This window comes from Sorangium sp. So ce1014 (assembly GCF_051521505.1).
Taxonomy (GTDB): domain Bacteria; phylum Myxococcota_A; class Polyangia; order Polyangiales; family Polyangiaceae; genus Sorangium.
In genome coordinates, this window is the sequence record NZ_CP150356.1 from 11,921,393 (window position 1) to 11,943,703 (window position 22,311).

At 72.7% G+C, this 22,311-nt stretch carries 20 protein-coding genes; 9 read left to right on the forward strand and 11 right to left on the reverse strand.

Annotated features, from left to right (window positions below; translation table 11 throughout):
- The first annotated feature begins 81 nt into the window (after positions 1-81).
- The gene (locus WME75_RS44915; RefSeq protein WP_437484375.1) at positions 82-351 is read left to right on the forward strand and encodes a DUF2277 domain-containing protein; all 270 of its coding nucleotides are present in this window, start codon (positions 82-84) and stop codon (positions 349-351) included.
- 76 nt (positions 352-427) lie between these two features.
- The gene (locus WME75_RS44920; protein ID WP_437484377.1) at positions 428-1,018 is read left to right on the forward strand and encodes a Uma2 family endonuclease; all 591 of its coding nucleotides are present in this window, start codon (positions 428-430) and stop codon (positions 1,016-1,018) included.
- A 65-nt stretch (positions 1,019-1,083) separates the two neighbouring features.
- Here the strand turns inward: WME75_RS44920 and WME75_RS44925 are convergent, their stop codons facing one another.
- Positions 1,084-3,543, reverse strand: a complete 2,460-nt coding sequence (locus tag WME75_RS44925; RefSeq protein WP_437484380.1) for a substrate-binding domain-containing protein — start codon at positions 3,541-3,543, stop codon at positions 1,084-1,086.
- A gap of 215 nt (positions 3,544-3,758) precedes the next feature.
- Here WME75_RS44925 and WME75_RS44930 point away from each other — a divergent pair, with 215 nt between their 5' ends.
- The gene (locus WME75_RS44930) at positions 3,759-4,712 is read left to right on the forward strand and encodes an esterase/lipase family protein (protein WP_437484383.1); all 954 of its coding nucleotides are present in this window, start codon (positions 3,759-3,761) and stop codon (positions 4,710-4,712) included.
- A complete protein-coding gene (locus WME75_RS44935) occupies positions 4,712-5,053 on the forward strand; it encodes a hypothetical protein (protein WP_437484386.1) in 342 nt (113 codons plus the stop codon). Before WME75_RS44930 ends, WME75_RS44935 begins: the two co-directional genes overlap by 1 nt.
- A 13-nt stretch (positions 5,054-5,066) precedes the next feature.
- On the opposite strand, the gene WME75_RS44940 is transcribed toward WME75_RS44935, so the two are convergent.
- The gene (locus WME75_RS44940; RefSeq protein ID WP_437484389.1) at positions 5,067-5,792 is read right to left on the reverse strand and encodes a helix-turn-helix transcriptional regulator; all 726 of its coding nucleotides are present in this window, start codon (positions 5,790-5,792) and stop codon (positions 5,067-5,069) included.
- Between the two features lie 83 nt (positions 5,793-5,875).
- Between WME75_RS44940 and WME75_RS44945 the strand changes: the two genes are divergently transcribed.
- Complete coding sequence (locus WME75_RS44945; RefSeq protein ID WP_437484392.1) at positions 5,876-6,613, forward strand: glutathione S-transferase family protein; 738 nt, start codon at positions 5,876-5,878, stop codon at positions 6,611-6,613.
- A gap of 59 nt (positions 6,614-6,672) precedes the next feature.
- Here WME75_RS44945 and WME75_RS44950 read toward each other — a convergent pair whose 3' ends face one another.
- Both WME75_RS44950 and WME75_RS44955 read right to left on the reverse strand, forming a co-directional pair.
- Positions 6,673-8,991 (reverse strand): beta-propeller domain-containing protein, encoded by a 2,319-nt coding sequence (locus WME75_RS44950; RefSeq protein WP_437484395.1) that lies wholly within the window; start codon positions 8,989-8,991, stop codon positions 6,673-6,675.
- 345 nt (positions 8,992-9,336) lie between these two features.
- Positions 9,337-9,765 carry a hypothetical protein gene (locus WME75_RS44955; RefSeq protein ID WP_437484397.1) on the reverse strand — a complete coding sequence of 143 codons (429 nt, stop codon included), beginning with the start codon at positions 9,763-9,765 and terminating at the stop codon, positions 9,337-9,339.
- Between WME75_RS44955 and WME75_RS44960 the strand changes: the two genes are divergently transcribed.
- Positions 9,759-10,601 carry a Uma2 family endonuclease gene (locus WME75_RS44960; RefSeq protein ID WP_437484400.1) on the forward strand — a complete coding sequence of 281 codons (843 nt, stop codon included), beginning with the start codon at positions 9,759-9,761 and terminating at the stop codon, positions 10,599-10,601. The genes WME75_RS44955 and WME75_RS44960 overlap by 7 nt on opposite strands.
- Positions 10,602-10,629: 28 nt before the next feature.
- On the opposite strand, the gene WME75_RS44965 is transcribed toward WME75_RS44960, so the two are convergent.
- The 3 genes from WME75_RS44965 to WME75_RS44975 form a co-directional block, all read right to left on the reverse strand.
- Entirely contained in the window at positions 10,630-11,724 is a 1,095-nt protein-coding gene (locus WME75_RS44965) for a hypothetical protein (RefSeq protein WP_437484403.1), read from the reverse strand.
- Positions 11,725-11,940: 216 nt separating this feature from the next.
- On the reverse strand, positions 11,941-12,963 hold the full coding sequence (locus WME75_RS44970) for a tetratricopeptide repeat protein (protein WP_437484406.1): 1,023 nt from the start codon (positions 12,961-12,963) through the stop codon (positions 11,941-11,943).
- Complete coding sequence (locus WME75_RS44975) at positions 12,960-14,201, reverse strand: hypothetical protein (protein ID WP_437484409.1); 1,242 nt, start codon at positions 14,199-14,201, stop codon at positions 12,960-12,962. The genes WME75_RS44970 and WME75_RS44975 overlap by 4 nt, the downstream gene beginning before the upstream one ends.
- A 194-nt stretch (positions 14,202-14,395) precedes the next feature.
- Between WME75_RS44975 and WME75_RS44980 the strand changes: the two genes are divergently transcribed.
- On the forward strand, positions 14,396-15,064 hold the full coding sequence (locus WME75_RS44980; protein ID WP_437484411.1) for a hypothetical protein: 669 nt from the start codon (positions 14,396-14,398) through the stop codon (positions 15,062-15,064).
- Positions 15,065-15,238: 174 nt separating this feature from the next.
- On the opposite strand, the gene WME75_RS44985 is transcribed toward WME75_RS44980, so the two are convergent.
- Together WME75_RS44985 and WME75_RS44990 are read right to left on the reverse strand one after the other, a co-directional pair.
- Positions 15,239-16,093 (reverse strand): DUF4142 domain-containing protein, encoded by an 855-nt coding sequence (locus WME75_RS44985; protein WP_437484414.1) that lies wholly within the window; start codon positions 16,091-16,093, stop codon positions 15,239-15,241.
- A 405-nt stretch (positions 16,094-16,498) separates the two neighbouring features.
- The gene (locus WME75_RS44990; protein WP_437484417.1) at positions 16,499-17,302 is read right to left on the reverse strand and encodes a class I SAM-dependent methyltransferase; all 804 of its coding nucleotides are present in this window, start codon (positions 17,300-17,302) and stop codon (positions 16,499-16,501) included.
- Between the two features lie 342 nt (positions 17,303-17,644).
- On the opposite strand from WME75_RS44990, the gene WME75_RS44995 reads away from it, so the two are divergent.
- Positions 17,645-19,090: an FAD-dependent oxidoreductase gene (locus WME75_RS44995; RefSeq protein WP_437484420.1), complete on the forward strand. Its 1,446-nt coding sequence runs from the start codon at positions 17,645-17,647 to the stop codon at positions 19,088-19,090.
- Positions 19,091-19,179: 89 nt separating this feature from the next.
- Here the strand turns inward: WME75_RS44995 and WME75_RS45000 are convergent, their stop codons facing one another.
- The gene (locus WME75_RS45000) at positions 19,180-19,917 is read right to left on the reverse strand and encodes a type 1 glutamine amidotransferase domain-containing protein (protein ID WP_437484423.1); all 738 of its coding nucleotides are present in this window, start codon (positions 19,915-19,917) and stop codon (positions 19,180-19,182) included.
- A gap of 275 nt (positions 19,918-20,192) precedes the next feature.
- The gene (locus WME75_RS45005; protein WP_437484426.1) at positions 20,193-21,191 is read right to left on the reverse strand and encodes an SDR family oxidoreductase; all 999 of its coding nucleotides are present in this window, start codon (positions 21,189-21,191) and stop codon (positions 20,193-20,195) included.
- Between the two features lie 457 nt (positions 21,192-21,648).
- On the opposite strand from WME75_RS45005, the gene WME75_RS45010 reads away from it, so the two are divergent.
- Positions 21,649-22,191 carry a hypothetical protein gene (locus WME75_RS45010; protein WP_437484429.1) on the forward strand — a complete coding sequence of 181 codons (543 nt, stop codon included), beginning with the start codon at positions 21,649-21,651 and terminating at the stop codon, positions 22,189-22,191.
- Positions 22,192-22,311: the final 120 nt, after the last annotated feature.

The window sequence follows — 22,311 nt, forward strand, 5'->3', positions numbered from 1 at the left end:
GCGGAGCGCGGCGCCACAGCGCTGGACAGGAGCGCCGCGCCGGTTTTGGCGGCGCGCCGCGTTCAGCGGTAGGCTCGCGGCATGTGTCGAAACATCCGTCCTCTGTTCAACTTCGAGCCGCCTGCGACGGAGGAAGAGATCCGGGCGGCAGCCCTGCAGTACGTGCGCAAGGTGAGCGGGACCCGCAGCCCGACCGGCAAGAACGTCGCCTGTTTCGAGCAAGCCGTCGACGACATCACCGCTGTCACGCGCCGGCTCGTCGAGTCGCTGGAGACCACGGCGCCGCCCAGGAACAAGGAAGTCGAGGCCGCAAAGGCCCGCCTCCGCAACGCGCGCCGCTTCGGCTCCTGACGCGCCGGTCCGCTCCTCCCGGGCGGCCGGCCGCAGACCGGACCGCCGAGCCTGGCTCTGGCCCTGCGGTTACGTCATGTTCGCGCGCATGGGCGACGCCGCCACCACCCGGCGCATGAGCGCTGCCGAGTATCTCGAGTGGGAGCGCGAGCAGGGCGCGAAGCACGAGTATCACCTCGGCGAGGTCTTCGCGAGGGCGGGCGGCAGCCCGCGGCACAACGTCCTCTCGAACGCTGTGGGCGCCGAGCTCCGCGCGGCCGTGCGCGGCAAGCCGTGCCATGTCCTGTCACCGGACCAGCGGATCTCGGCGAAGCAGGGGGAGCGCTACGTCTATGCGGATTCCGTCGTTGCGTGCGGCGGTGTACGGATGGAACCCGGCACCAGCGACGTGCTCGCGAATCCGAGCGTCGTGGTCGAGGTCCTGTCGCCCAGCACCGAGGCGTACGACCGCGGTGAGAAGTGGGCAGCCTATCAGCGCATCCCGTCCCTCACGGACTACCTGCTCGTCTCGCAGATCTCGGTACGCGTCGAGCACTTCCGGCGCGAGGCCGACGGGTCCTGGCGCTACCGCGTGATCGAGGCGGGGGGCGCGATCACGCTCGCGAACGGCGCCACCCTCCCGGTCGATGCCATCTACGAGGGCGCCTTCGAGCTCGACGCCGGCTGAAGGGGGGAGCGCGGCAGGCCCGCCGTCGGCCCGTCGCGAGGGCGAGCACGCGCGCACGGCGCGGCTCAGGGCGGCCGGGCGCTCGACGAGCGGCTGTAGACGATCCGGCCGCCCGTCTTCGACAGCGCGTAGGCGAACCCGAGCTCGAGGGTCGAGCGGGTGACGACGTTCCCGAGGTCCAGCCCCTGCTCCACCATCAGCCGCGCGGCCGCCGGCGCGATGCCGACGAGCACGACCTCGGCCCCGAGCAGCCTCGCTGCCCGCGCCGCCGTCATGAGGTGATCCGCCGCCGCGGCGTCCACGGCCGCCATCCCCGTGACGTCGATCAGCACCACACGCGCGCGGCGCTCGGCGATCTCCTGCAGCATCGACTCGAGAAAGCGGCCCGAACGCTGGCGGTCCATCGCCCCGACGAGGGGCATCACAAGGAGCTGGGGCGCGATCGGGACGACCGGGCTGGAGAGCTCATGGATCGTGCTGAGCAGCGACGCCTGGTGCCGGTTCGCCTGCTCGAGCTCCTGGGTCCGCTCGGTGACGCGCCGGAGGAGCTGCATGTTCTCGAGCGCCACCGCCAGGGTGTCGGCGATGCGCTCGATCAGCCCGAGCTCCTCGGGCGAGCACGCCGCGCGGCGCTCGCTGTCGAGGACGAGGACGCCGAACGCGACCCCCCGGGCGAGCAGCGGGACGCCGGCCCGCGTGAGGCTGCCCTTCCGGCGCGCCTCGACGGCATCGGGCCAGCGGTCGTGCTCGCTCGCCAGCGTGTCGATCACGACCGGCCGGCCGCTGCTCAGCACCTGGCCGACCAGGGACTCCCGGTCGAGGCGGGCGCGCTCCTCGACGAAGCCCTCTTCGTCGGCGTTCAAGCTGATCACGAGGAGCTCGATCGAGCGGTCCACCGCCGCGACCCCGCGCCTCCGGCTCGCGGACCGGCGGCTCGTCTCCAGGGTCAGGTGATCCGACAAGGAGCGAGACCAGGGCGTGGACTCGAGGGTCACGAGATCCACACCGGTGTCGATGAACCGCGGAGAACACCGATCCTCGGCCTGCCTCGGCGCGGGGAGCTCGGCCAGCGTCGCCTCGACCCCCCTCGAGCTCATCTCGTGGAGCAGCTGGACGGCGCGATAGCCCATGTCGTGCTCTCGCTGGACCACGGCCGCATGGAGGGTCCCCTCCCTGAGCATCGCGATCGTCTCCGGGATGAGATCGAACGCGACGATCTTGAGATCTCCCGCCCGGCCGAGGGCCCGCGCGGCCATGCCCCAGGCCGGGCCGTTCTCGGCGCAGGCGCCGAAGGCGCCGGACAGCCCTCCTTCCCGCAAGGCGTCCAGGGCGAGCTGCAGCGCCACGGAGGTGTCGTACCGATTCTCCAGGGGAGGTCGCATCGCGATGGCCTTCCCGGCGGCCGCCGCGCCGAACCCCGCGACGCGATCGCGACCGTTCATGGCGCGAAGCGAGGCCAGCTGCGCACCGACGATCCCGCCGTCCGGCAGGAGCCGCGCCATCACCTCGCCGGCGAGCCGGCCCGCCGCCACGTTGTCGGTGCCGACGTAGGCCAGAGCCCTGCTGCCTTCCACCGGCGGCGCATCGAACGTGATCACCGGAATCCCCGCCTCCGCGGCCCGCCGGATCGCCGGCTCGAGGTCCGCGGCATCGCTCGGCGCCACGACGATGCCGTGCACGCCGCGGCGCACGCCCTCGTCGATGAGCGCGCTCTGGCTCGCCTCGCCGGTCGCGTCGCCGCATCGGTAGGTCACGCTGGCGCCGAGGGTGCGCCCCGCGACGAGCGCGCCCTCCCGCAGGTTGTTCCAGTAGGCCACCGGCGCGCGCCGTGGCACCCGGTAGATGCGGAGCTCACGCGACGCTCCCGGGTCGCTCGCGGACGAGCCCCCGCCGGCTGTGTCGTCCAGCAGGACGAGCTCCACGGCGCTCCATTGCGGCCGCAGCTGCACGCTCTTGATCCCGTTCGAGATGATCTCCACGAGCTCATGCGGGCTGGCCTGGGCGGCCACCGCGTTCAGCACCTCCTCGAGCACGCGGTTCTCGTGGGCCGACCGCGCCTTGTCATCGAACAGCTCGCGCCGCTCCAGCGCCGCGGCCGCGCTGCCGGCCAGGCCCAGCAGCCGGGCCCGGCGCTCGTCCGGCAGAGGCTCGGCGTCCGGCGGCTCGAGGGCGAGCACGCCGATCGGCCGTCCGCGCAGGCACACCGGCGTGAGGACCACGACCGCGCCCGCGGGCAGGTCATCGACCGCCACCGCGCCCGGCAGGTGCTCTCGGTACCACGCGGCCGCCCCGACCACGCGAGCGCCGCCGTCGGGGTCGAGCTGCGAGACCGCGCTGGCCGGCCCCGCGTCCGACGGGATCGGCAGCGGCCCTGGCAGCAGGCTCTCGAGGCCCACGGCGGCCCGAACCACAAGGCGATCTCCCTCTCGGAGCAGCAGGCTGCCGCGCCGCGCTCCAGGCAGGCTGTCGGTGGCGTCCTGTACGATGCGATGCAGCGCTGCGAAGAGGTCCAGACCGGTGCTCATGCGTGTTCGACCTACACCCCACCGGACAGAGCACGGCGAGGGTCCACGCCAGCAGGCGCGATCGGTCCGTCCCCTGTCAAGCAATCCAACCGGCGCGCCCCGCCCCTGATGAGCTCGAATCGCGGAGCTCTGTGGTGAGGACCACCGTCCGGCGCGGCGGCCGCCCGGCGTCGCACCCGCCGCCCATCCGTGCCAGGATGCGGCCGGATCGTCGCATGGGAAACCACCTGGAGCGGGTCGTCGGGGTGCTCAACGGGGTCCTCGGCGACTACCTGAAGCGGACCAGCAACGGCCTCGCGACCGCGATGCAGCTCGTCCGCGACGGACACCCCGTGTCGCTCGCCAGGGCATTTCCCGCGGGCGCCTCTGCCCAGGCCACGTCGCGCGTCGTCGTGCTCGTGCACGGGCTGATGAGCACCGAGGAGCTCTGGACGATGCCGGACGGCGAGACGTACGGATCGCTCCTTGCGCGCGACCTCGGGTACACGCCGTTTTACGTGCGGTACAACAGCGGTCTCCGCGTCTCCGAGAACGGCGAAGCCCTGGATGTCCTCCTCGAGCAGCTCGTCTGCGCTCCTCCTGCTCCCGTGGAGGAGCTGGTCCTCATCGGCCACAGCATGGGCGGCCTCATCGCGCGCAGCGCCGCGCACGCGGCGAGCGACAAAAATCGAAGGTGGCTGCCCCTCGTCAAGCGCGCCTTTTATCTCGGCACACCGCACCTCGGCGCCCCGCTGGAGCGCTTTGGCAACGTGGTCACGTGGGCGCTCGCGAGCATCGACAACCCGTACACGAAGCTCATCGCCGACATCGTCAACCTCCGCAGCGGCGGGATGAAGGACCTGGCTTATGCCAACCTCCGCCGCGAGGACTGGGAGGGCGCAGACGCGAACGCCCTGCTCCAGAATCGCCGCCATCCGGTGCCCCTGCTCCCCCACATTCGCCATCATCTCATCGCCGGCGCGCTCACGGCCGACCCGAGGCTCTCTCTCCTGTTCGGCGACGCGATGGTCTCGCTGCGGAGCGCCACGGGCCGGGCGGTCGCCGACGACCGGTGCTCGCCCTTCCCTCAAGAGCACGCGCGGATCATGCCGTCGCTCGGACACCTGCGCCTGGCCCACGACCCGGACGTCTACGCGCAGATCCGCGCGTGGTGCGAGGAGGCGGTGTGATGGAGCGGTGGCGCGGCTTGAAGGACCTCGTGCAGGACGCCGTTGACCACGGCTCCCGGAGCGTGGAGCGCCTGCAGAAGCACGCGGCGAAGCTGCCCTTCGACCTGCTGGAGCAGATTCCCCCGATCCAGGCGCCCGTGAGGGGGATCCGCCTCATTCACGATACGACGGTGTCCGGCGTCCACGGGGCGATCCGCCTCGTCAACCGCGCCGTGGGGGTCACGGTGGAGGTGGCCCTCTTTCTCGTGGAGCAGAGGACACGGCCGGCGGAGGCGCCGGACGGCGGCGCGGGCGCCGCGCCGGACGCGCCCTCCGGGAGCCCGGACGACGAGGTGACGTGAGCCCGGGCCGGGATCACCCCCTGCTCGAGGGCGCGCGGACGCCCTTCGGCGGCTCGCCGCGCCTCGGCAGGGTCGCGCGCCACCGGGCGCGCAGGGCGCTCGGCTTCTCGCCATAGCGCTCCTTCAGGAACGTGGCGCCGACCACGCGGTCCGTGCGGAAGGAGCGGAAGTCCTGGCGGAGCTCGCACCACGCCATGAGAATGCGCGTCGACTCGCGATACCCCACCACGACGGGCCACACGACGCGCTCGCTCTCGCGCCCCGCCTCGTCACGGTAACAAAGCGCGATCTTCGTGCCGGCGCGGATCGACGCGCGCACCTCGGCCAGATCGAGCGCGTCGGGGGCCTGGTTCCACGCGGGGGGCGCGCCCGTCGCCGGCTCGAGCACGAACGGGCGCAGCCGCTCGGGGACCGTCGCGGCGATCTTCGCGATGAGGTCCTGCGCTGCCCTCTGCAGGGCGGCGTCCCCGCGGTGGGCGACCCACTGCGCGCCGAGGACCGCGACCTCGATCTCGTCGGGCGTCAGCATCAGCGGCGGCATGTCGAAGCCGCGCTCGAGCACGTAGCCGGTGCCCGCCTCGCCCCGGATCGGCACGCGCTGAGCGAGGAGATCCGCCACGTCGCGGTACACCGTGCGCTTCGACGTCTCGAGCTCCTCGGCGAGCGCCGCCGCGGTGACCGGCGACCGCTGCCGGCGCAGGATCTGAAGGATCTGGAACAGTCGATCGGCGCGTCGCACGAGGATGCTGACACAAGGTTGTCAGCAGGGCAGGGTTACATCAAGCGAGGTCCACGACGGACCCAAGCTCTCGGAGATTGCGCATGATCACCCTGCACGGTTTCGGCCCCCTGTTCGGCTTGCCGGAGGCCAGCCCCTACGTGACAAAGACCGAGGTCCAGCTCAAGCTCCTCGGCCTGCCTTACAGGAAGGAGCCAGCGCGGCTCGATCAGTCGCCGAAGGGGCAGGTCCCCTTCATCGACGACGGCGGCGCGCGCATCGCCGACTCGCACTTCATCCGCGAGCACCTCGAGCGCAAGCACGGCAAGGATCTCGACGCCGGCCTCGACCCGCGGCAGCGCGCCGAGGCGTGGGCGATCGAGCGCATGCTCGAGAACCATTTCGCCGCGACCTCGGGGTACGCGCGCTGGCTCATCCCGGAGAACTTCGCGAAGGGCCCGGCGCACTTCGTCGACGGCGCGCCGGAGGAGTTGCGCCCGAAGCTGCGCGAGGACCTCCTCGCGCGCGTCCGCGAGACGTACCGCGCGTTGGGCGTCGCACGGCACTCGGACGAGGAGATCGTCGAGCTCGGCGCGCGCTCCCTGACCGCGCTCTCGGTGCTGCTCGGGGACAGGCCGTACCTCTTCGGCGGGCGCCCTGCGGGCGTCGACGCGACCGCCTTCGCGGTGCTGGCCGGCATTCTCACGCCGTTCTTCGACTCGCCGCTGCGTCGCCGGGCCGAGGGCTTCGCGAACCTCGTCGCGTACACCGCGCGGCTGATGAGGGAGTTCTACCCGGATCACCCGTGGGAGGCGCCCCGGCCGGCGCGGCCGGGGGCCTGACCGCCGCGGCGCCCCGCTCGACAGGCGGGGCGCCGCGGCCTGCGTTCTGCCGCCCGGCGCTACTCCTTGGCGGGGGGAGCCGGCGCGGGCTCGGCCGGCGTGGGCTCGCCCACGTCGCCGCCGCCGCAGGCGGACCCCCACGAGGCCGGGGCAGGCAGGGGCAGCGACGCCACCGGCGTCGCGAGGTCGTCGAGCGCGTTCGCGATCACGCCGCCGAAGGAGATCGAGTAGACGTGGTCCTCGATGAACACGCCGCGCCGCACCTCGGCGCCGCCGTAGTAGCACCCCGACGTCGCGCTGAAGAAGCCGCTGTGGTCGACCGCGCCGAGGTGGCTGAACCCGTCGGCGATATCGACGTTGAAGAGCTCCAGCGTGCTCGCGACGGCGCCGGTCTCCCGATCGTAGCTCACGACCGGGAAGGCGAGCACGTCGCGCTCGCCGTAGTACGTGAACGCCTTGTGGTTGTACTCGGCCTCCGAATACGCGTAATCCCCATCGAGCGTCTCCTTGTGCAGGAGCGCCGGCGCCGACGGGTCCGTGACGTCGAAGATCTGCAGCGCCAGGCCGGTCACCACGCCGTTCTCGTCTCCATCCCTGCCGATCGCCAGGAGGTGCCCGTCGCCGAGCGGGTGCATGTACTCGCTGAAGCCGGGGATCTTGAGCTCGCCCGCGACCGAGGGCGCTTCCGGGTCGGAGAGATCGAGCACGAACAGCGGGTCCACCTGGAGGAACGTCACGACATAGCCGCGGTCCCCGAAGAACCTCGTCGAGCGGATCTGCTCGCCGGGGGCCAGGTCGGTGACGGCGCCGATGCGCGCGAGCTCGGTCCCTTGCGCCTCGAGGACGAACACGCTGTTGCTGGTCGTCCACTCGGTCGCCGACCGCAGGATCGCGGTCGTGGAGATGCGGAGCTTGCCGTTGTGCTCATCGAGCGAGAACTGGTTGAGGATGTGGCCGGGCACCGAGCCCGACGCGACGTACCGGGGCTGGCTCGGGTCGGCGACCAGATCGAACTTGTGCAGGTGCGTGGAGTCCAGGCTCACGCCCTCGTCGACTTCCTGCGACGTCGGCTCCTGCCAGCCGCGCGCGGCGACATAGAGGGCGTCGTGGCTCGAATACACGGTGTCGGTCGCGCCGATGATCGAGGTCGACTCCGGCGCCTCGTCGAGGTCGGCGAGGTCGATCGACTCGATCTGCGTCAGGCCGTACGACGTCGTGCCCGCCTCCGGGATGTAGAAGTCCGCGCAGCTCGCGCCGAGCTCGGTGACCGTCTCCCCCTGCTTCTCGAAGCGGTACGGCAGCCACGCCGACAGCGGAGCCTCCTCGATGAGCGTCGTGTTCTCGGCGCGGAGCTGCTCGAACGCCGCGGTCCACGCCTCGGCGGTCTCGGGATAGACGGTCAGGTTGGAGGGCCAGTAGTTGAGCGCGGGCCCGTGGGCGCCGCCGGTGAGCACCGTGCGGACGTTCGCGGCCGTGCGCCGCGCCGAGGCGTAGCCGCCCTCGAAGTAGAGCTCCTTGACCACGCTGGGGGCGCCGCTCGCGAGGCTCAGGACGGTGAGCTTGGTGAGCGGGGCGTAGACGTCGGGCGGCGGGGCAAAGTCGGTCGCCGGGTCATCGGGGCTCGCGCCGCCGTCCGGCGGTACGGGCTCGGTCGGTGTCTCGTCGCCGTCCGGCGGCGGGGGAGCCGGCTTGTCGTCGCCGTCCGGCGGCGGGGGCGCCGGCATGTCGGCGCCGTCCGGCGGCTCGGCGTTCCCCGGAGACGGCATCGAGCCGCCGCCCTCGGGGGGGACCGGCGCATCGTCGTCTCCCGGCCCGCGGTCCGGCGCACCGGCGTTTCCGGGCACGCCGGCCATGCCGATGTCGATGAGCCGGTAGTCGTAGTACCCCGGCCGCGGCTCGACGCCTGCTGCCTCGTAGATCGGTGCCCCGTTGACCGACGAGTAGACGACGACCTGGTCGTCCGCCACGAACATCTCGAGCGGGCTGCCCTCGATCGCCAGCGAGCTGCCCACCGCGAGCGACGACGCCGGCCACGCGGCCAGCGTGTAGAAGCTCTCGCCGTGGAGGATGTAGAGGTTGTTGCCGTCGGTCTTGACGATATCCGCCTCATCGACGCCGGCGACCTGGGTGTTCGTATCGGAGTGGGCCGGCCCGGCGCTGTCGCCGTCCGCCGCCGCGCCCTCGCCGCTGTTGGTCCCGCTGTCGGCCTGGGGCGGCGTCGGGGAAGGCGCGTCGGTGGGCGCCTCGCCCCCCCCGGGCACCGCGACATCGCCGCCCAGGTCGACGCCGCCGCCGCCGCGGATGTCGCCATACACGGCATAGCTCGCGATCATGGCGTCGATCTGGGCGTTCATCTTGGCGAGCGCGTCCTGCTTCAACAGCGCTCCGAGGTCGTCGCACGACTGAGCCCGGTGGAGCGGCGCGCGCTGGGACGTTGTCTCAGGTTCGCCGGAGGAGGACCCCGCATCGCATCCGGCGGCGAGGAGGCCTGTTGCAGCGAGAAGCCAGAGGGAGGAGTGGGCGCGGTGTGTTCGCATGGTGCCCTGCAACTTGGCAAGGCCCGCGCCATCCGCCCGCTCGCTCGGATGGCCGCGAATCGCGGCGATTCGCGCGCCTTCAGGCTTGCCGCGCCGCGGCAAGCACGACATGCATGCACTGGCGAGGGCCGTCTGGCACACGTGTGCCATGGGGGATGGTGTGACTGGTTTCTTCCACCAGCGGGCTCAGAGGGGAACGGGCGCGGGGGGGATCTTGAACACGTCCCATGCGGGCGTGTGGTTGCTCGTGCCCGTCGTCTGGTTCCAGAGGTAGATTGACGGGTACGTGCGCACCGTCGTGCCCTCCACGACGACGCCTGTCACGTAGAGCTGCGATGCCTTCTTGTTCGCGTCCTTGTGGAGCGTGTAGCCGTCGCGGGACGACGAGAAGATGACCCAGTAATAGGTCTTGCCGTCGACGGTCGTGGTCTCCGGCGACCACCTGGGCCAGCTGTTGTGGATCCCCGGGATCGAGACCCCGAGATTTGAGCAGGTAGGAAGACGGGAACCTTTGTCCCTGTCAAGCCTGTCGCAGGACCCTGTCGCGCGATGACCCGCGCCGCGCGGTGCTCGCGCCGCGGGGTGCGCCGGGGTGCTAGTTTCCTCGGGTGGCATCGCCGAATCGCATCGGGTTCCCGCTCAACCCCCGGCGGGCGCCCCGCGCGCTCGTGCTCCGCGATCTATCGCCGGAGGAGGCCAGCGCCGCGATCGACTGGTCCGGCTGGTACTTGCCCGACGACGCGGAGCGCCATGGCAAGGCCGAGCGGTCCGGGATCGTCCGCCTGCTGCTCTCGGTGCTCGCGCAGCTCGCGCGCGAGCGCGGCTGGGTGGACTGGTACGCCGGCGCCGACCACGCCTTCGCCTGGGTGCGGGGCGAGCCGCTGGTGCGCGTCCTGCCCGACCTCTACGTCCTCGATCACCGCCCGCTGCCGCCGCTGCCGCGGCAGTGGCAGACGTGGCTGCCGGGCCATCGCCCGCCGCGGTTCGCGCTGGAGATCGTCTCCGGCGACTGGCGCCGGGCGTACGAGGTCACGCCGGCCAAGTACTGGCAGCTCGGCTGTCCCGAGCTCTTGCTCTTCGATCCCGAGGCGGCCTCTGCCCGCGTGCCGCTCGCGGAGGAGCGGGTGCCGCTGCAGCTCTACCGCCGCGATCCGGACGGCACCTACCTGCGCGTCCACGCCGGCGCCGATCCCCTCTGGGTCGAGGCGTTCGACGCGCACGTCGTCGTGCTGAAGGACGGCCCGCACCCGACGTTGCGCGTCGCGCGGACCTCCCGCGCGACGGAGCTCGTGCCCGCCGAGGAGGAGGCCCTGCGCGCCGAGGGCGAGGTGCGCGCCCAGGAGCAGCGCGCCCGCGTCGCGGAGCAGCGCGCCCGCGCCGCCGCCGAGGCGCGCGTGCGCGAGCTCGAGGCGCGCGTGCGCGACCTGGAGGCCCGCGTCGCGCGCCGGTGAGCGGCGCGCGTCGGCGCGTGACCGGGCGCTACGCCGGCCGCAGGATCTGGCGCACCGAGTCCACGTCCGCGACCCGGTGCAGCACCGGCTGGAGGCCGGCGCCCGGGGCCTCGCCGAAGGCGCCGCTCGCCGCGACGGCGCGGGCGCGGGGGCCGTCGAGCACGAGGAACACGTCCCGTAGGCCTCCGGCGCCCGGCGCGTCGATCACGTCGACGATGCGCGAGCGATCGAGGTGCAGCTCCTCGTCGCCCCGCTGGATGAGCACGCGCCGATCGGTGATGAGGTACCGCGTCCGCGCCGCGAGCCGCGCGGGGCGCACCACCGACACGTAGAGCATCGCCGCCCCTGCGGCGACGAGCAGCACGATCGTGAGCGAGAGGGAGGCGACGAGCGCCACGAAGGACACGCTCTCCGGATCCATGCCCGCCGCGGTCACGATGCGGATGCTCCGCACGGCGTGCACCGCCGTGACCACCGCGAAGCTGCCGAGGAGCACGCCGAGCAGCACCGAGCCGACGCCGCGCAGGCCGTTCGGGAGCCACTTGTGCCAGCCGTCGGCCGGGTGCGCCGACCAGAGCACCCGCTCGCCCTCGTCGAGGCGCTGCGAGAGCAGCCGGTGACCGACGCCCGCGGGCGCCGACGGGACGACGCCCCGCAGGATCGCCCAGACGCGATCCGGGGCGACGACGCCGTTCAGCACGATCGACAGCCGCCGGCGGAGCGCGCCCGTCGGCACCGCCCTCACGAGCTCGAGGTCGCCGACGCCGGGGTGCTTCGGATGCCAGTGGATGCGCGCGTAGCTGATCGACCGCCGCTCGATGGAGCGCCGGAGCTTCCCGCGCTGCACCACGATGTGCAGGTCGGTGAGCTGGTACTCGAGCTCCGAGCGCCACCAGCGCGGCAGGTAGCTGAACGCCACCGCGAGGCTCGCCATCCAGGCCGCGAAGGCGAGCAGCTGGGTCGGCGACGCGTCGAGCGCCTGGCTCACCACGATGGCGGACGCCGTGCTGATCGCCGAGGTGACGCCGCAGACCACCGCGCCCACGACATAGAGGAGCGGCGTCGCGACGACCTTGGGACGTCCGGACCAGATCACCGTCTCATTGAACACCGAGTCGCGCATCTCGACGGTTCTCCGTTCGGGGTGAGCTGGCCGGCGCCGCCCCCGCGCGCGAGGGCGACCACGGTAAGGTGAACCCGCCGGGCGGGGTCGTAAAGGGGCGTCCTCGCATCCCGCTGCAGTGCGATCGGAGCGCGACCGGAGGCGACGTGCGGGAGCGACGTGCGGCGGCCCGTACGCGGCCCGGCGGCCCGCACGCAGCCTGACCCGCGCCTCGGCTCAGCGCCGCTGCGGCGGCCCGTGCGCGGACTTGCGCAGGCGCTTCAGCGTCTGCTCGCGCTCCCGCTCGCACTGCACGCGCCGCGCCTTGGCCAGCGGCAGCCAGTGATCGTTTCCCGGGGCGCGCGCGATGTACGACTCCCACGCATCCACGGCCTGCAGGTAGGCCTCCGCGCGCGCGGCGCCGAGCTCGGCGCTCCGCGCCGCGGCCCAGTGGCCGAGCGCGGCATACCAGGCCTCGTCGTACGGAGGCACGTAGAACCAGCCCGCGCCGTGGATCTGCTGGTCGCTCCGGTCGTAGGTCCTCGCGAGCCGGATGTGCTCGAGGGCGCCCTCCAGGTCGCCCGACCGGTCGAGCGCCACGGCGAGCCCCCAGAGCGTCGTCACGCCGTAGCGGAACATGTCGAGCGACCCGAGCGCCGCCAGCGCGGCGCGGTAGCCCTCGACGGCGGAGGTGATGTCGCCGAGCGCCATGTACGCCTCGGCCTGGTTGGCCAGCAGCAGGGCCCGCGACGCCGCGTGCGGCTCGAGCGCGAGCGCCTCGTCGTACGCCTTGATCTCCTCCGTGTACCTGCCGAGCCGCGCATAGCAGACCGCGAGCGCGTGCCACGCGTCGGCCCGGGAGGGCGCCGGCGGGTGGGTGCGCAGGAGCCCCTCGAGCGTCGCGACCGCGCCCTGCACGTCGCCGAGGTGCTCCAGGATATCGGCGTAGCGCAGCCGCACCGACGGGTCGCGCGAGGTCGCCGCGCCGGCGCGCTCGTACAGGGCGCGCGCCTCGCGCAGCCAGAGCGGGCCGATCTCCTCGATGCGCTCCAGGAGCGGCGAGCGCCGGAGCTGGTCGTACCGGGCGAGGAGCGCGTCGGCCTCGGAGATGAGCGCCGCGCGCTCGTCGGCCGCCGGATCCAGCGCGCGGGACCAGACGGTCGGCGCCGCGCGGAGGGGCGCCGCCGCGAGCGCGAACGAAAGGAGCGCCGCGAGGCCGGGCAGGCGCGGCCGCCCGGGCAGGCGCGGCCGCCAGATCATCGCGCGCCTCCCGCGTTCGGCCCGGGCGGGGGAGCCGCGCCGCGCTCCCGCGGGACGCGCGCGGCCGGCCCCGCCGTCGCAGCGCGCGCGGGCCGGTGGCCCCCTCCGCCGCCTCTCCGGAGCGCGTCGAGGCGCGCGCGCGCCGCCGTGGCCCACGGCCCCTGGCCACCGGCGCCCGACAGGTAGGCCTCCCAGCGCGCGATCGCCGCCGCCGTCATGGTCCGCTCCAGCGCGAGCGCCTCGAGGGCGAGCCTGTCCTCCGGGACCGCGAGGTAATCGAGGGTGCGCAGGCGCGCCGCCGCGCTGGCCAGGTCGTCCGCGGCGTGCTCGCGCGCGGCGGCGCCGGCGTGCGGGTCGGCCGCGCGGGCGCGGGCCGCCGCCTGGGCGCGGTGGTCGGCCGCGCGGGCGCGGGCGGCCTCGGCGCGGGCGCGCGCGGCCGCCTGGGCGCGCTGGTCGGCCCCGGCTGCCGCGTCGCCCGCCTCGCCTTCGAGCGCGGCGTCGGCCTGGGCCTTGTCGCCGGCGCGGTCGAGCGCGAGCGCCAGCGACAGCGTGACGTCGCGGGCGAGCTGCGTCTGCGTGCGCTGGCGCGCCTCGCGCAGGTAGGCGATCGCCTCATCGAGGTCGCTGCGGGCGCCCTCGGCGGGCGCGCCGGCCGGCGGCTTCGCGGCCGCGGCGGCCATCGACAGGTGCGCCGCCTCGAGCAGCACGAGCGCGCGCTGGTCGGCGGTGCCGAGCAGGTCGATCCGCGGGACGAGCGCGCGGTAGATCGCGATCGCCTCGTCGCGCTTGCCGGTGCGGGCGAGCGACCGGGCGAGATCGTGCAGCGTGTGCGGGTCCTCGACGCTGCGCGGGTCGATGCTCCGCGCGCGGTCGAAGGCGCGCGCGGCGTCCGCCGGCGAGCCGAGGGCGAGGGCGGCGCGCGCGAGCAGGACCTGCGGCGCGGCGCGCCCCGGCAGGATCTGGTCGGCGAGGCGCGCCGCCTCGCGCGCCGCCTCGGCGTCGCCGCCGAGCTGCGCCTGGCCGCGCGCGAGGAGGTCGCAGTAGCGCGGGAGCTCCGGAGCGCGCGCGCTCTCCCAGATGGTGGGTCCACGTGCGATAGCCCGGCGGGTCCGCGCCGAGCACTCGGGCGGCCGCCCTGCCGCCGCGGCGGCGGCGACGAGATCGCCGCTGCCCTGTCCGCCGTGCGCGGCGAGAGGGAGGGCTAGCAGGGCCGGGAGCAGCAGCGAACCGAGGTACACGGCGGGAGTGTACCAGCGACCCGCTCCGGAGGCCCACGTCGGACCGGAGGCGGCGGGCTGGGATCCGGTTGATCGGGCGGGCGATGGTCCGATATGGTGCCCGAGGTGACAGCGCCACGGGGGGCGTTCGCGGGTCGTGTTTCGCTGGACTCCGCAGCCTTGGTGCCTCGTGAGGCCAGAGGAGGATCGACATCATGGGCGAGGTGATTCGCAAGGATGCGCCAGCGGACGACATCATCGGTGACGTGCGCGCGACGCTCCAGAGCGCTTCGGCGAAGGGCGGGTCCCTCCGGGAGCTCGCCGAGCAGCGGCTCGTGCCCGTGCTGACGCTCTTCGACGGGGTGGAGGCCCAGCGCAACGCCGCGCGGTCCGAGGCGGAGCCGCTGCTCGCCAAGGTGGAGGCCGAGTCGGCGCGCGCCGACGACGCGCTCGGCAAGGTCGCCGACGACGTCTGGAACGCCGTGGGGCGCCCCTCCGCAGATCCTGCGCTGTCGATCCTGTTCCCCGGCGGCGTGGCCTATTTCGCCGACCACGAGGACGGCGACATCACCGGGCAGCCGGATCGGCTGGAGGTGCTGGCGCAGCTGCTCGGCTCCGGGATTCACCCGAAGCTCAGCCTGGACAAGGCGCAGGCGGCGGCGGCCGAGGTGAAGTCGGCCGCCGCGGCGCTGCGCTCGACGGTCGAGGCGACGCGGCTCCCGCTGGAGCGGCTGAGCGTGCTCGATCGTATCCGCGCCGCGGTGGCGAAGAGCGCGCACATCGAGCTCGTGCACCTGAAGCGCCTCTACAAGGCCGCCGGCTTCAGCGAGCCGGAGATCCACGGCGTGATCCCGGATCGCGGCCGGGCGCGGCGCCGGCTGTAGCTCCTCGTCGCTCAGCTTCGTCCCTGGATCCGGGAGAGGGGAGGCCCGAGGAAGCCCGTGAGCCGTCGATCCGGCGCGGCGAGGGCGCGCCGGATCGACGGCTCGGCCGCGCCGCGGCTCGTCAGACAGCGTCAGGCGTGCGCGTGCGCGGCGTTCGCCCCCTGCTGGCCAGGCTCACGGGCGATGGCCGGAATAAGGGGGATACGGGCTGGGCGCTCCGGAGCCGAACGACGCGCTGCGCCCGTAAGGCCAGTAGGGCGTGCGTGTGGACGAGTAAGGCCCGTTGGGGCCGTAATAAGGCGAGTCGCCGTAATAAGGCGAGTTGCCGCCGTAATAAGGCGGGTTGCCACCGTAATAAGGCGGGTTGCCGCCGTTGTAAGGCGGGCGAGGCGAATTGCCGTGCTCCGAGACGTACGGCGTACCGACGAGCGAGATGAGCGACGTGGCGAACGAGAGGTGCCGCGACGTGGCGCCCCGGATACCGGGGACGAGGTGAGAGATCCCCGGGTGCAGCTCGGGCCCGACGACGACGATCTGCTCCTTGAGATGGGCGAGGAGCTCCTTGTGTCGACGGATCTGGAGGTTGACGTACGTCCAGTCGAAATTGACCCCTGTGAGCCCTTCGAGGAACTGTTGATCTATCGCGCTCTGCTCGATGACCGCCCGGCTGATCGAGCTGTCCTGCGGCACCACGCCGGTCTGTCCGAGCGCGGTCAGCAGCTGCTGGCTTGCGGCGGTGTGGTGATTGAGCAGCTCCTGGGCGAGCTCGATGACGTACCCGTCCGTCGCGTGGGTCAGGGCGATCTGCGCCTCCGCGATCTGGGTCGCATCGAAGGCGGCGATCACCGCGGCGAGCTCCGGGCTCGAGAGCATGAAGGCCTGCGAGGCGGACTCGACCGCCTCTTCCGCGCGATCCTCGTCCGCCGCTGCGAGGTGACTGTCTTCCACCGCGACGGAGCAGGCGCTGGCTCCTCCGAGCGCGAGGCCTGCGATCCATGCAAAACGAAGAGAATCGATTCGAATGCTCATACTTCCCCCATGTCATTGACGGAAGCGGTGCCGGCGCTGGAGCGCTTGGCGGTGATGCCTGGCCCGCCCCGTCATGTATCTTGAGCTGCTCTGGGGATATGCAAGCGCGAGCTCATCAAATCGATGATTCTCACCAGCGCACAGGATCGGTTGAACCCTCCGCACCGCGCGACGAACCGGCGCGCAGGTGCCACTTCTCGAGGTCGCTGAACGGACGCCGTCGCTGCGGGGCGGCGGCGACGGCGTCGTCACGGGAGGGTGGGCAGGGGCCGGGGAGCGGCGCTGTCGGGGGATCGGCGTGATGCCGTGCCCGATCTCGACGGAGGCGGCAGGACGGACATCAACGCTTTTCCTGGAGGAAGGGCCCGAGCTCGGGCTCCCGGCGATCCGGGCGCGAGCGGGACGTCAGTCCGCGGACCTGGCCGGTTTGCGCGCCACGACGCCGACGGCGCCGTAGTAGATGCCCCACGCCGCCGGGTCGGCCGCGAACCGGGCGTAGCCGGCGAGATCTTCCTCGCTGATCCGCCCTGTGGCGAGGTACTTGTCCTGGAGCTGGGCGGCCGAGAGGCTCATGATCTCGGACAGCGGGTGGCCGCCCGGGCACAGCGGCACCTCGTTCTCGACGGCCTCGATGGCGAGCCCTCGCGACGTCAGGATCGCGGGCAGGCGCAGGCCGAGCCCCGGGTCCTTGCCGTCCGCCTGGTACATCGCGAGGATCGCCTGATTGACCCGATCGAAGGCCTCGATATCCGGGCCCGACGCGCCCCTGGCCGCGGTGAAGTCGGGCTCCTCGAGCACGAGGCGGCCGCCGGGCTTCAGCGCCGCGAGCATGGCGTCGAGGAGATCCTGGAAATCGGCGTTGTGGATGAGCACGTAGCGGGCGTGCACCAGATCGAAGCGGGCTGCGTGGAGGTTGAGCTGGCGGATATCGCCCTCGATGATCCGGACGCCCGGCAGCCGAGAAGCATCCATGAACCCGACATCGAGGTCGACCGCGACCACCTCGCCCTCGTGGCCGACGCGCTCGGCCATCCAGGAGGCGATCGATCCGGCGCCGGCTCCCACCTCGAGGCAGCTCCAGCCGGGGCCCATCCCGGACGCCTTGAGCAGGCGCCAGCTGCCGGGGTCGAAGAACCCCTCGATCCGCCGCAGGCGCTCCAGCTCTCGCGCACGCTCCGAACCCGCAAACACGTAGCTGCTCTCGGCCATAGGAATGGACATAATAGTCGATTCCGTGAAGGAAGAAGCGAACTTCTCCCGGCGTGCCTCGTCCGGGTACCCCTTCCGGTCGGTGTGCTGTGCCCGTGCGCCCGCTGCACACGACGGCGTCGTCGCTGTCCGGTCGGCCGCGCTCGCCGGCGCCCGGGGCCGCGAGCGCCCGGTGACGAAGTCGCCCGTCGAGCACCCGTCATGCGGGCATCGCGCTTGCGAGACGCCCGCGTGATCGGCTGGCTCATGATCCCGGACCATCCATCCGTTCCTGACACGATTGGCCCGCGCAATCCCTGCGATGCGGGTCGGCTGCCGGGCGGGGTAGCCCGGCGAGTGCTCGTGATCGGCGGAGGCGTCGCCGGGCTATCGGCCGCGCTGGAGCTCGCCGAGCGTGGGTATCAGGTGACGCTGAAAGAGGCCGCGGCTGTCCTGGGCGGCCGGCTGCACACGCGCGACGAGCGGCTGCGCACCGGCGCGTTCCGCGTGGAGCACGGACTCCACATGTGGTTCTGGCAGTATTACAATTCCTTCGACATCATCCGGCGCCTCGGTCGCGAGCGCTATTTCCGTCCGCTCGTGGAGGTCTACTACGAGTTCAAGACGTACAAGCCGGAGATCGTCCGCAGCGTCGGGCCGTATCCCTTCAACGTCATCAATGTCGTGAGGGAATCGCCGAACCTGAGCGTCCTCGACGTGGCCGGCGCGCGGGGCGCGCTCGGCGAGCTGGTCGGGTACAACCACGACCTGAACTACCGCCGGTTCGATGACGAGACGTTTGACGCGTGGGGGAGGCGCACCCGGGTGAACCGCAGGTTCTGGGACATCGTCATGGGCCCTGTCGCGTCCGTGACGCTGAACGACCCGGCGAGGGTCAGCGCGGCCGAGATGCTGCTCTACATGCACCTCTTCTTCCTCGGCCATCCGAAGGCGTTCCGGCGTTCGGTCGCGACCGTCGACCACGGCACGGCGCTCATCGATCCGTGGGTCGCGCGGCTCCGCTCGCTGGGCGTGATCGTGGAGGTGAGCGCTCCCGTGGCCGGGCTACGCCTCGAAGCGGGCCGCGCGGTCGGCGAGGTCGGCTCGCCGGGGCGCTACGACGCGGTCGTGCTCGCGTCCGACGTCGGAGGGCTCCACCGGATCCTCGCCGGGTCCGTTGCCTTCGACGCGGCGAGCGCGGCGGCGCTCGCCGCCCTCCGCGCCCGCCTTGACCGGCTCGCCGTCGCGCCCGCGTACCACGTGCTCCGCGGCTGGTTCGACAGGCCCATCCGCCGGCGTCAGGTCGAGGCCGTGATCGAGACGCCGCAGCACCGCCCCATCCACCTGATCGCGATCTTCAGCATGCTGGAGGAGCAATCGGCCGCGTGGGCCCGCGAGCGAGGCGGCTCCGTCGTCGAGCTCCACCTCTACAACACTCCATGGCTCGGCGGCCTCGGCGCCGATGTCATTTACGAGTCCATCCGTGGCGAGGTGGAGGATGTCCTCCCCGAGCTCCGCGGGGCGCGCGCGCTCGATTTCTCGCTCGGCGCGTTCCAGAACTTCACCTCGCTCGAGGTGGGGCAGGGAAAGCAGCGCCCGACCAGCGATTTTGCGCTCCTCGCCGGCGTGCGAAACCTCGCGCTCGCCGGCGACTGGGTTCACACGAGGTACCCGTCCGCCCTCCTGGAGAGGGCTGTATCGACGGGGCGTGAAGCAGCGAATCACATCCTGTTCGCCGATCGCGTCCGGGAGGCGCCGTTCGCGGCGGCCAGCAAGCACGGCCCTGGCCTCTTCCCGCGATTCGGATGAGCCTGGCCATTCGATGGTAGGCCGACGGTAGGCCCCCGGAGAGGGCGCTCGTCGGGCGGGGCGGGGAGGGCCGATGTCCGAGCTTCACGTCACGGGAGCACCCGGCGCAGCGCGAACAGCGCCAGCCCGCCCATCGCGAGCGTGGCCGCGCCGCTCAGGATCTTCCGCGCCCTGGAAGGCGCCGGCAGGAACGCCGTGGCGCCGACCGCCGCGAGCGGGGGCGAGGTGCGCGCCGGCGACGACTGGGCGGCCAGCGGCGACGCCGCGGCGTGGATCGGCGCGGTCTCGGCGAACAGATCGAGCATCTCGCGCACGAACGCGGGCAGGTCCTGCGGCCCGCGGCTCGACAGCCAGTTGCCGTCGCGCACCACCTCCTCGTCGCGCCAGACGCCGCCCGCGTGCACGATGTCGTCGCGGATGCCGGGCCAGGACGCGAGCTGCCGTCCGCTCACGAGCTCCGCCGACGCGAGCACCCAGGGGCCATGGCAGATCGTCGCGATCGGCTTCCGGAGGTTGTCGAACGCGCGCACGAACTGGCGCGCCTCCTCGCTCTGCCGGAGGAGATCCGGGTTGATGAACCCTCCCGGCAGGAGCAGCCCGTCGTACTCGGCCGGATCGGCCTCGGCCAGCGTCCGGTCCACGCGCACCCTCGCGCCGGGCTCGTGGACGTTCATCCCGCGGATCTTGCCGTGACGGAGCGAGACGACATCCACCGTCGCGCCCGCGGCGCGGAGCGCCTTCATCGGCACCGTCAGCTCGATCTGCTCGAACCCGTCCGCCACGAGCGCCGCGATTCGTTTGCCTGCAAGCTTCTTTCGTTCCTTCATGCTGCCCTCAACGGTTGGTCGTTTTGTATCGTTGTGTCGTTGTGTCGCTGTGTCGTTCGGATTGCGCCAGGAGGTGCCTGTTCGTACTGCCCTCTTTGCCCTTCGGACATGTCTCCTCCGACGCACCCTAGAGCCGGCGCCCCGCTCCGCAACCGAGGCCAGCGCCGATTTCGTGGCCTGTGCGAGCGCAGCTGCGGGCGTCGCCCGCGGCCGACCCCGCGAGTGTGTCGTTTTGCGACAGGCGGCTCATGGCGCCAGGCGGCGGGAGCGCGCCGTCACCTCGACAGGATCAGCCTCGGGCGGAGCCACAAGAGGCCCAGCACGGCGGGCACGAGGGCCGAGAGGCCGACGACCGCGGCGCGCAGGAGCCGCTTCTTCCCGCGCGGCTTCCATCCGCCGCTCACGGTGGTCCCTTCGGGCAGCGGCGTGAACAGGTTGCCATTCGTCGCGTAGGCCGCGCGGTCGTGCTTCAGGTGCAGCCGGTCGACGCTCCGCGCGAGCAGGCGCTCGGCGATGCTCGGCGCCACGAGGGACAGCAACGCCAGCTGCCTGGCCGTGCTGCCCACGAAGACCTCCCGCCGGGGTGTCCGTGCCGTACGCACGATGGCGCGCGCCACGCGCTCCGGCGGGTACACCGGGGGCATGGCGACCGGCGTGCGCCCCGTGTAGTTGCCCGCGTGCTGGAAGAACGGTGTGTCGATGGTCGCGGGCAGGACGGTGGAGACGTGGATATCGCGGGCACGGAGCACCTCGAGCTCCTGCCTCAGGCTCTGGGAGAGGCCGCGGATCGCGTGCTTCGAGGCGACGTAGGCGCTGACGTAAGGCTCGGAGAGCCTCGACACCATCGAGCCGACGTTGATGAGCACGCCGCTGCCCTGCCGCCGGAACTGGGCCAGGGCGGCGCGGGCGCCGTGGATGGTGCCGAACAGGTTGGTCTCGATGACGCGCCGGTAGGGCTCGGAGGGCGTCTGTTCAAACAGCCCGAAGAGCGTCACCGCCGCGTTGTTGACCCACACGTCGATCCGGCCGAACGCCTCGGTGGTGCGCCGCGCGATCTCCAGGACGGCGGCCTCGCTCGTCACGTCGGCGACCACGACGAGGGCCTTGCCCCCGGCCTGCTCGCACTCGGCGGCGAGCTCGCGCAGCGGCTGCTCCCGCCTGGCGGCCAGCGTCACCGCGGCTCCGCGCCTGGCGAACTCCAGCGCTGTTGCGCGGCCGATGCCGCTCGAGGCGCCCGTGATCACGACGACCGTATTCCGGAATTTTTCGCGCATGCCTCACCCCCTCCTCTGCGCCGCGTTGCGACGCTGCGCGGCGCGGCGAGCGGCCGCGCGCGGGCGCGGCGTGCTCCCCGGTCACAGGTGGTCCTGGCTTCATGCAAGCGCCGGGCAAGCCGCGTCCAGCCGTGAGGGCGGTTCGCGCCGCTCGGGGATCGACTCGCCCGCTCCGTTCGGTGCGCGGGCCGGCGCCAGCCGTCGAGCGCGCCCGCTCACGCCGGCCGGCGTCAGGGGGCCAGTCTGCGTCTCGAGCGCGCAGCGGTGCTTGATCGGGCGTGGCCCGATGCGCCGTTCCGGCCGTGTCTCGATCCCGACGGCAGGATCCGGCTCCAGCATGTCGAGCGTGGGACGCTACGCGGCCGGGCCCTTGGGTGGGCCCTCGCGCGCATGGACGCGTCCGCATCGACGGCGGCTCGGCACGGGCCGCAAACGCAGACGATCTGGGGGACACATCATGCGAAGCATGTTTCTGGTAGTCATGGCCGCGCTGCCGCTCATGGCCTGCGGAGGCAGCCAAGGCGGCGGACAATCGACCTCGCCTGGGACCGGGCAGACGGGCGGAGAGACGCCCGGCGGCACCGAGGGGATGGGAGCACCCGAGAGCGGAGCTCCCGGCACGGGGACGACGCCTGAAGGAGAGATGGGAGCGCCGGAGGGAGGCGCCCGGGGCGGGTCAGGCACCCAGGGCGGCACGCAGGAGTGGGGCAGCGGAACCGGCACGCCGGGCGGGACGACCGGAGGCACGCCGAGCGGAACCGGCGCCACGCCGGGCGGCACGACCGGAGGCACGCCGGGCGGAGCCGGAGGCACGCCGGGCGGCGGCTCTTTGACGCCACCGAGCGGCGGGACCGGCACGCCGGGCGGCTCGGGCACGCCGGGGGGCGGCTCCCGTACACCGGGCAGCGGCACCCGGGACGGCAGCGGCACCCAGGGCGGCAGCGGCACCCAGGGCGGCAGCGGCACCCAGGGCGGTAGCCGCACGCCGGGCGGCGGATAACGTCGGTGAGCCGGCGCGCCCGTTAGCCCGCGATCCGCCGCGCCTGTCCCGGACCGAGATGCCGTAGCGCGCTGCTACCTGAGCCTATTGCGCCGCAGGAGGGTCGCGTCGCGACCTTCG

Bases quoted from the DNA above. Each gene is read 5' to 3' on its own strand.
- WME75_RS44915 (WP_437484375.1), top strand. From the start codon at position 82: ATGTGTCGAAACATCCGTCCTCTGTTCAACTTCGAGCCGCCTGCGACG.
- WME75_RS44920 (WP_437484377.1), top strand. From the start codon at position 428: ATGTTCGCGCGCATGGGCGACGCCGCCACCACCCGGCGCATGAGCGCT.
- WME75_RS44925 (WP_437484380.1), bottom strand. From the start codon at position 3,543: ATGAGCACCGGTCTGGACCTCTTCGCAGCGCTGCATCGCATCGTACAG.
- WME75_RS44930 (WP_437484383.1), top strand. From the start codon at position 3,759: ATGGGAAACCACCTGGAGCGGGTCGTCGGGGTGCTCAACGGGGTCCTC.
- WME75_RS44935 (WP_437484386.1), top strand. From the start codon at position 4,712: ATGGAGCGGTGGCGCGGCTTGAAGGACCTCGTGCAGGACGCCGTTGAC.
- WME75_RS44945 (WP_437484392.1), top strand. From the start codon at position 5,876: ATGATCACCCTGCACGGTTTCGGCCCCCTGTTCGGCTTGCCGGAGGCC.
- WME75_RS44955 (WP_437484397.1), bottom strand. From the start codon at position 9,765: ATGCCACCCGAGGAAACTAGCACCCCGGCGCACCCCGCGGCGCGAGCA.
- WME75_RS44965 (WP_437484403.1), bottom strand. From the start codon at position 11,724: ATGCGCGACTCGGTGTTCAATGAGACGGTGATCTGGTCCGGACGTCCC.
- WME75_RS44970 (WP_437484406.1), bottom strand. From the start codon at position 12,963: ATGATCTGGCGGCCGCGCCTGCCCGGGCGGCCGCGCCTGCCCGGCCTC.
- WME75_RS44980 (WP_437484411.1), top strand. From the start codon at position 14,396: ATGGGCGAGGTGATTCGCAAGGATGCGCCAGCGGACGACATCATCGGT.
- WME75_RS44985 (WP_437484414.1), bottom strand. From the start codon at position 16,093: ATGAGCATTCGAATCGATTCTCTTCGTTTTGCATGGATCGCAGGCCTC.
- WME75_RS44990 (WP_437484417.1), bottom strand. From the start codon at position 17,302: ATGGCCGAGAGCAGCTACGTGTTTGCGGGTTCGGAGCGTGCGCGAGAG.
- WME75_RS45000 (WP_437484423.1), bottom strand. From the start codon at position 19,917: ATGAAGGAACGAAAGAAGCTTGCAGGCAAACGAATCGCGGCGCTCGTG.
- WME75_RS45005 (WP_437484426.1), bottom strand. From the start codon at position 21,191: ATGCGCGAAAAATTCCGGAATACGGTCGTCGTGATCACGGGCGCCTCG.
- WME75_RS45010 (WP_437484429.1), top strand. From the start codon at position 21,649: ATGCGAAGCATGTTTCTGGTAGTCATGGCCGCGCTGCCGCTCATGGCC.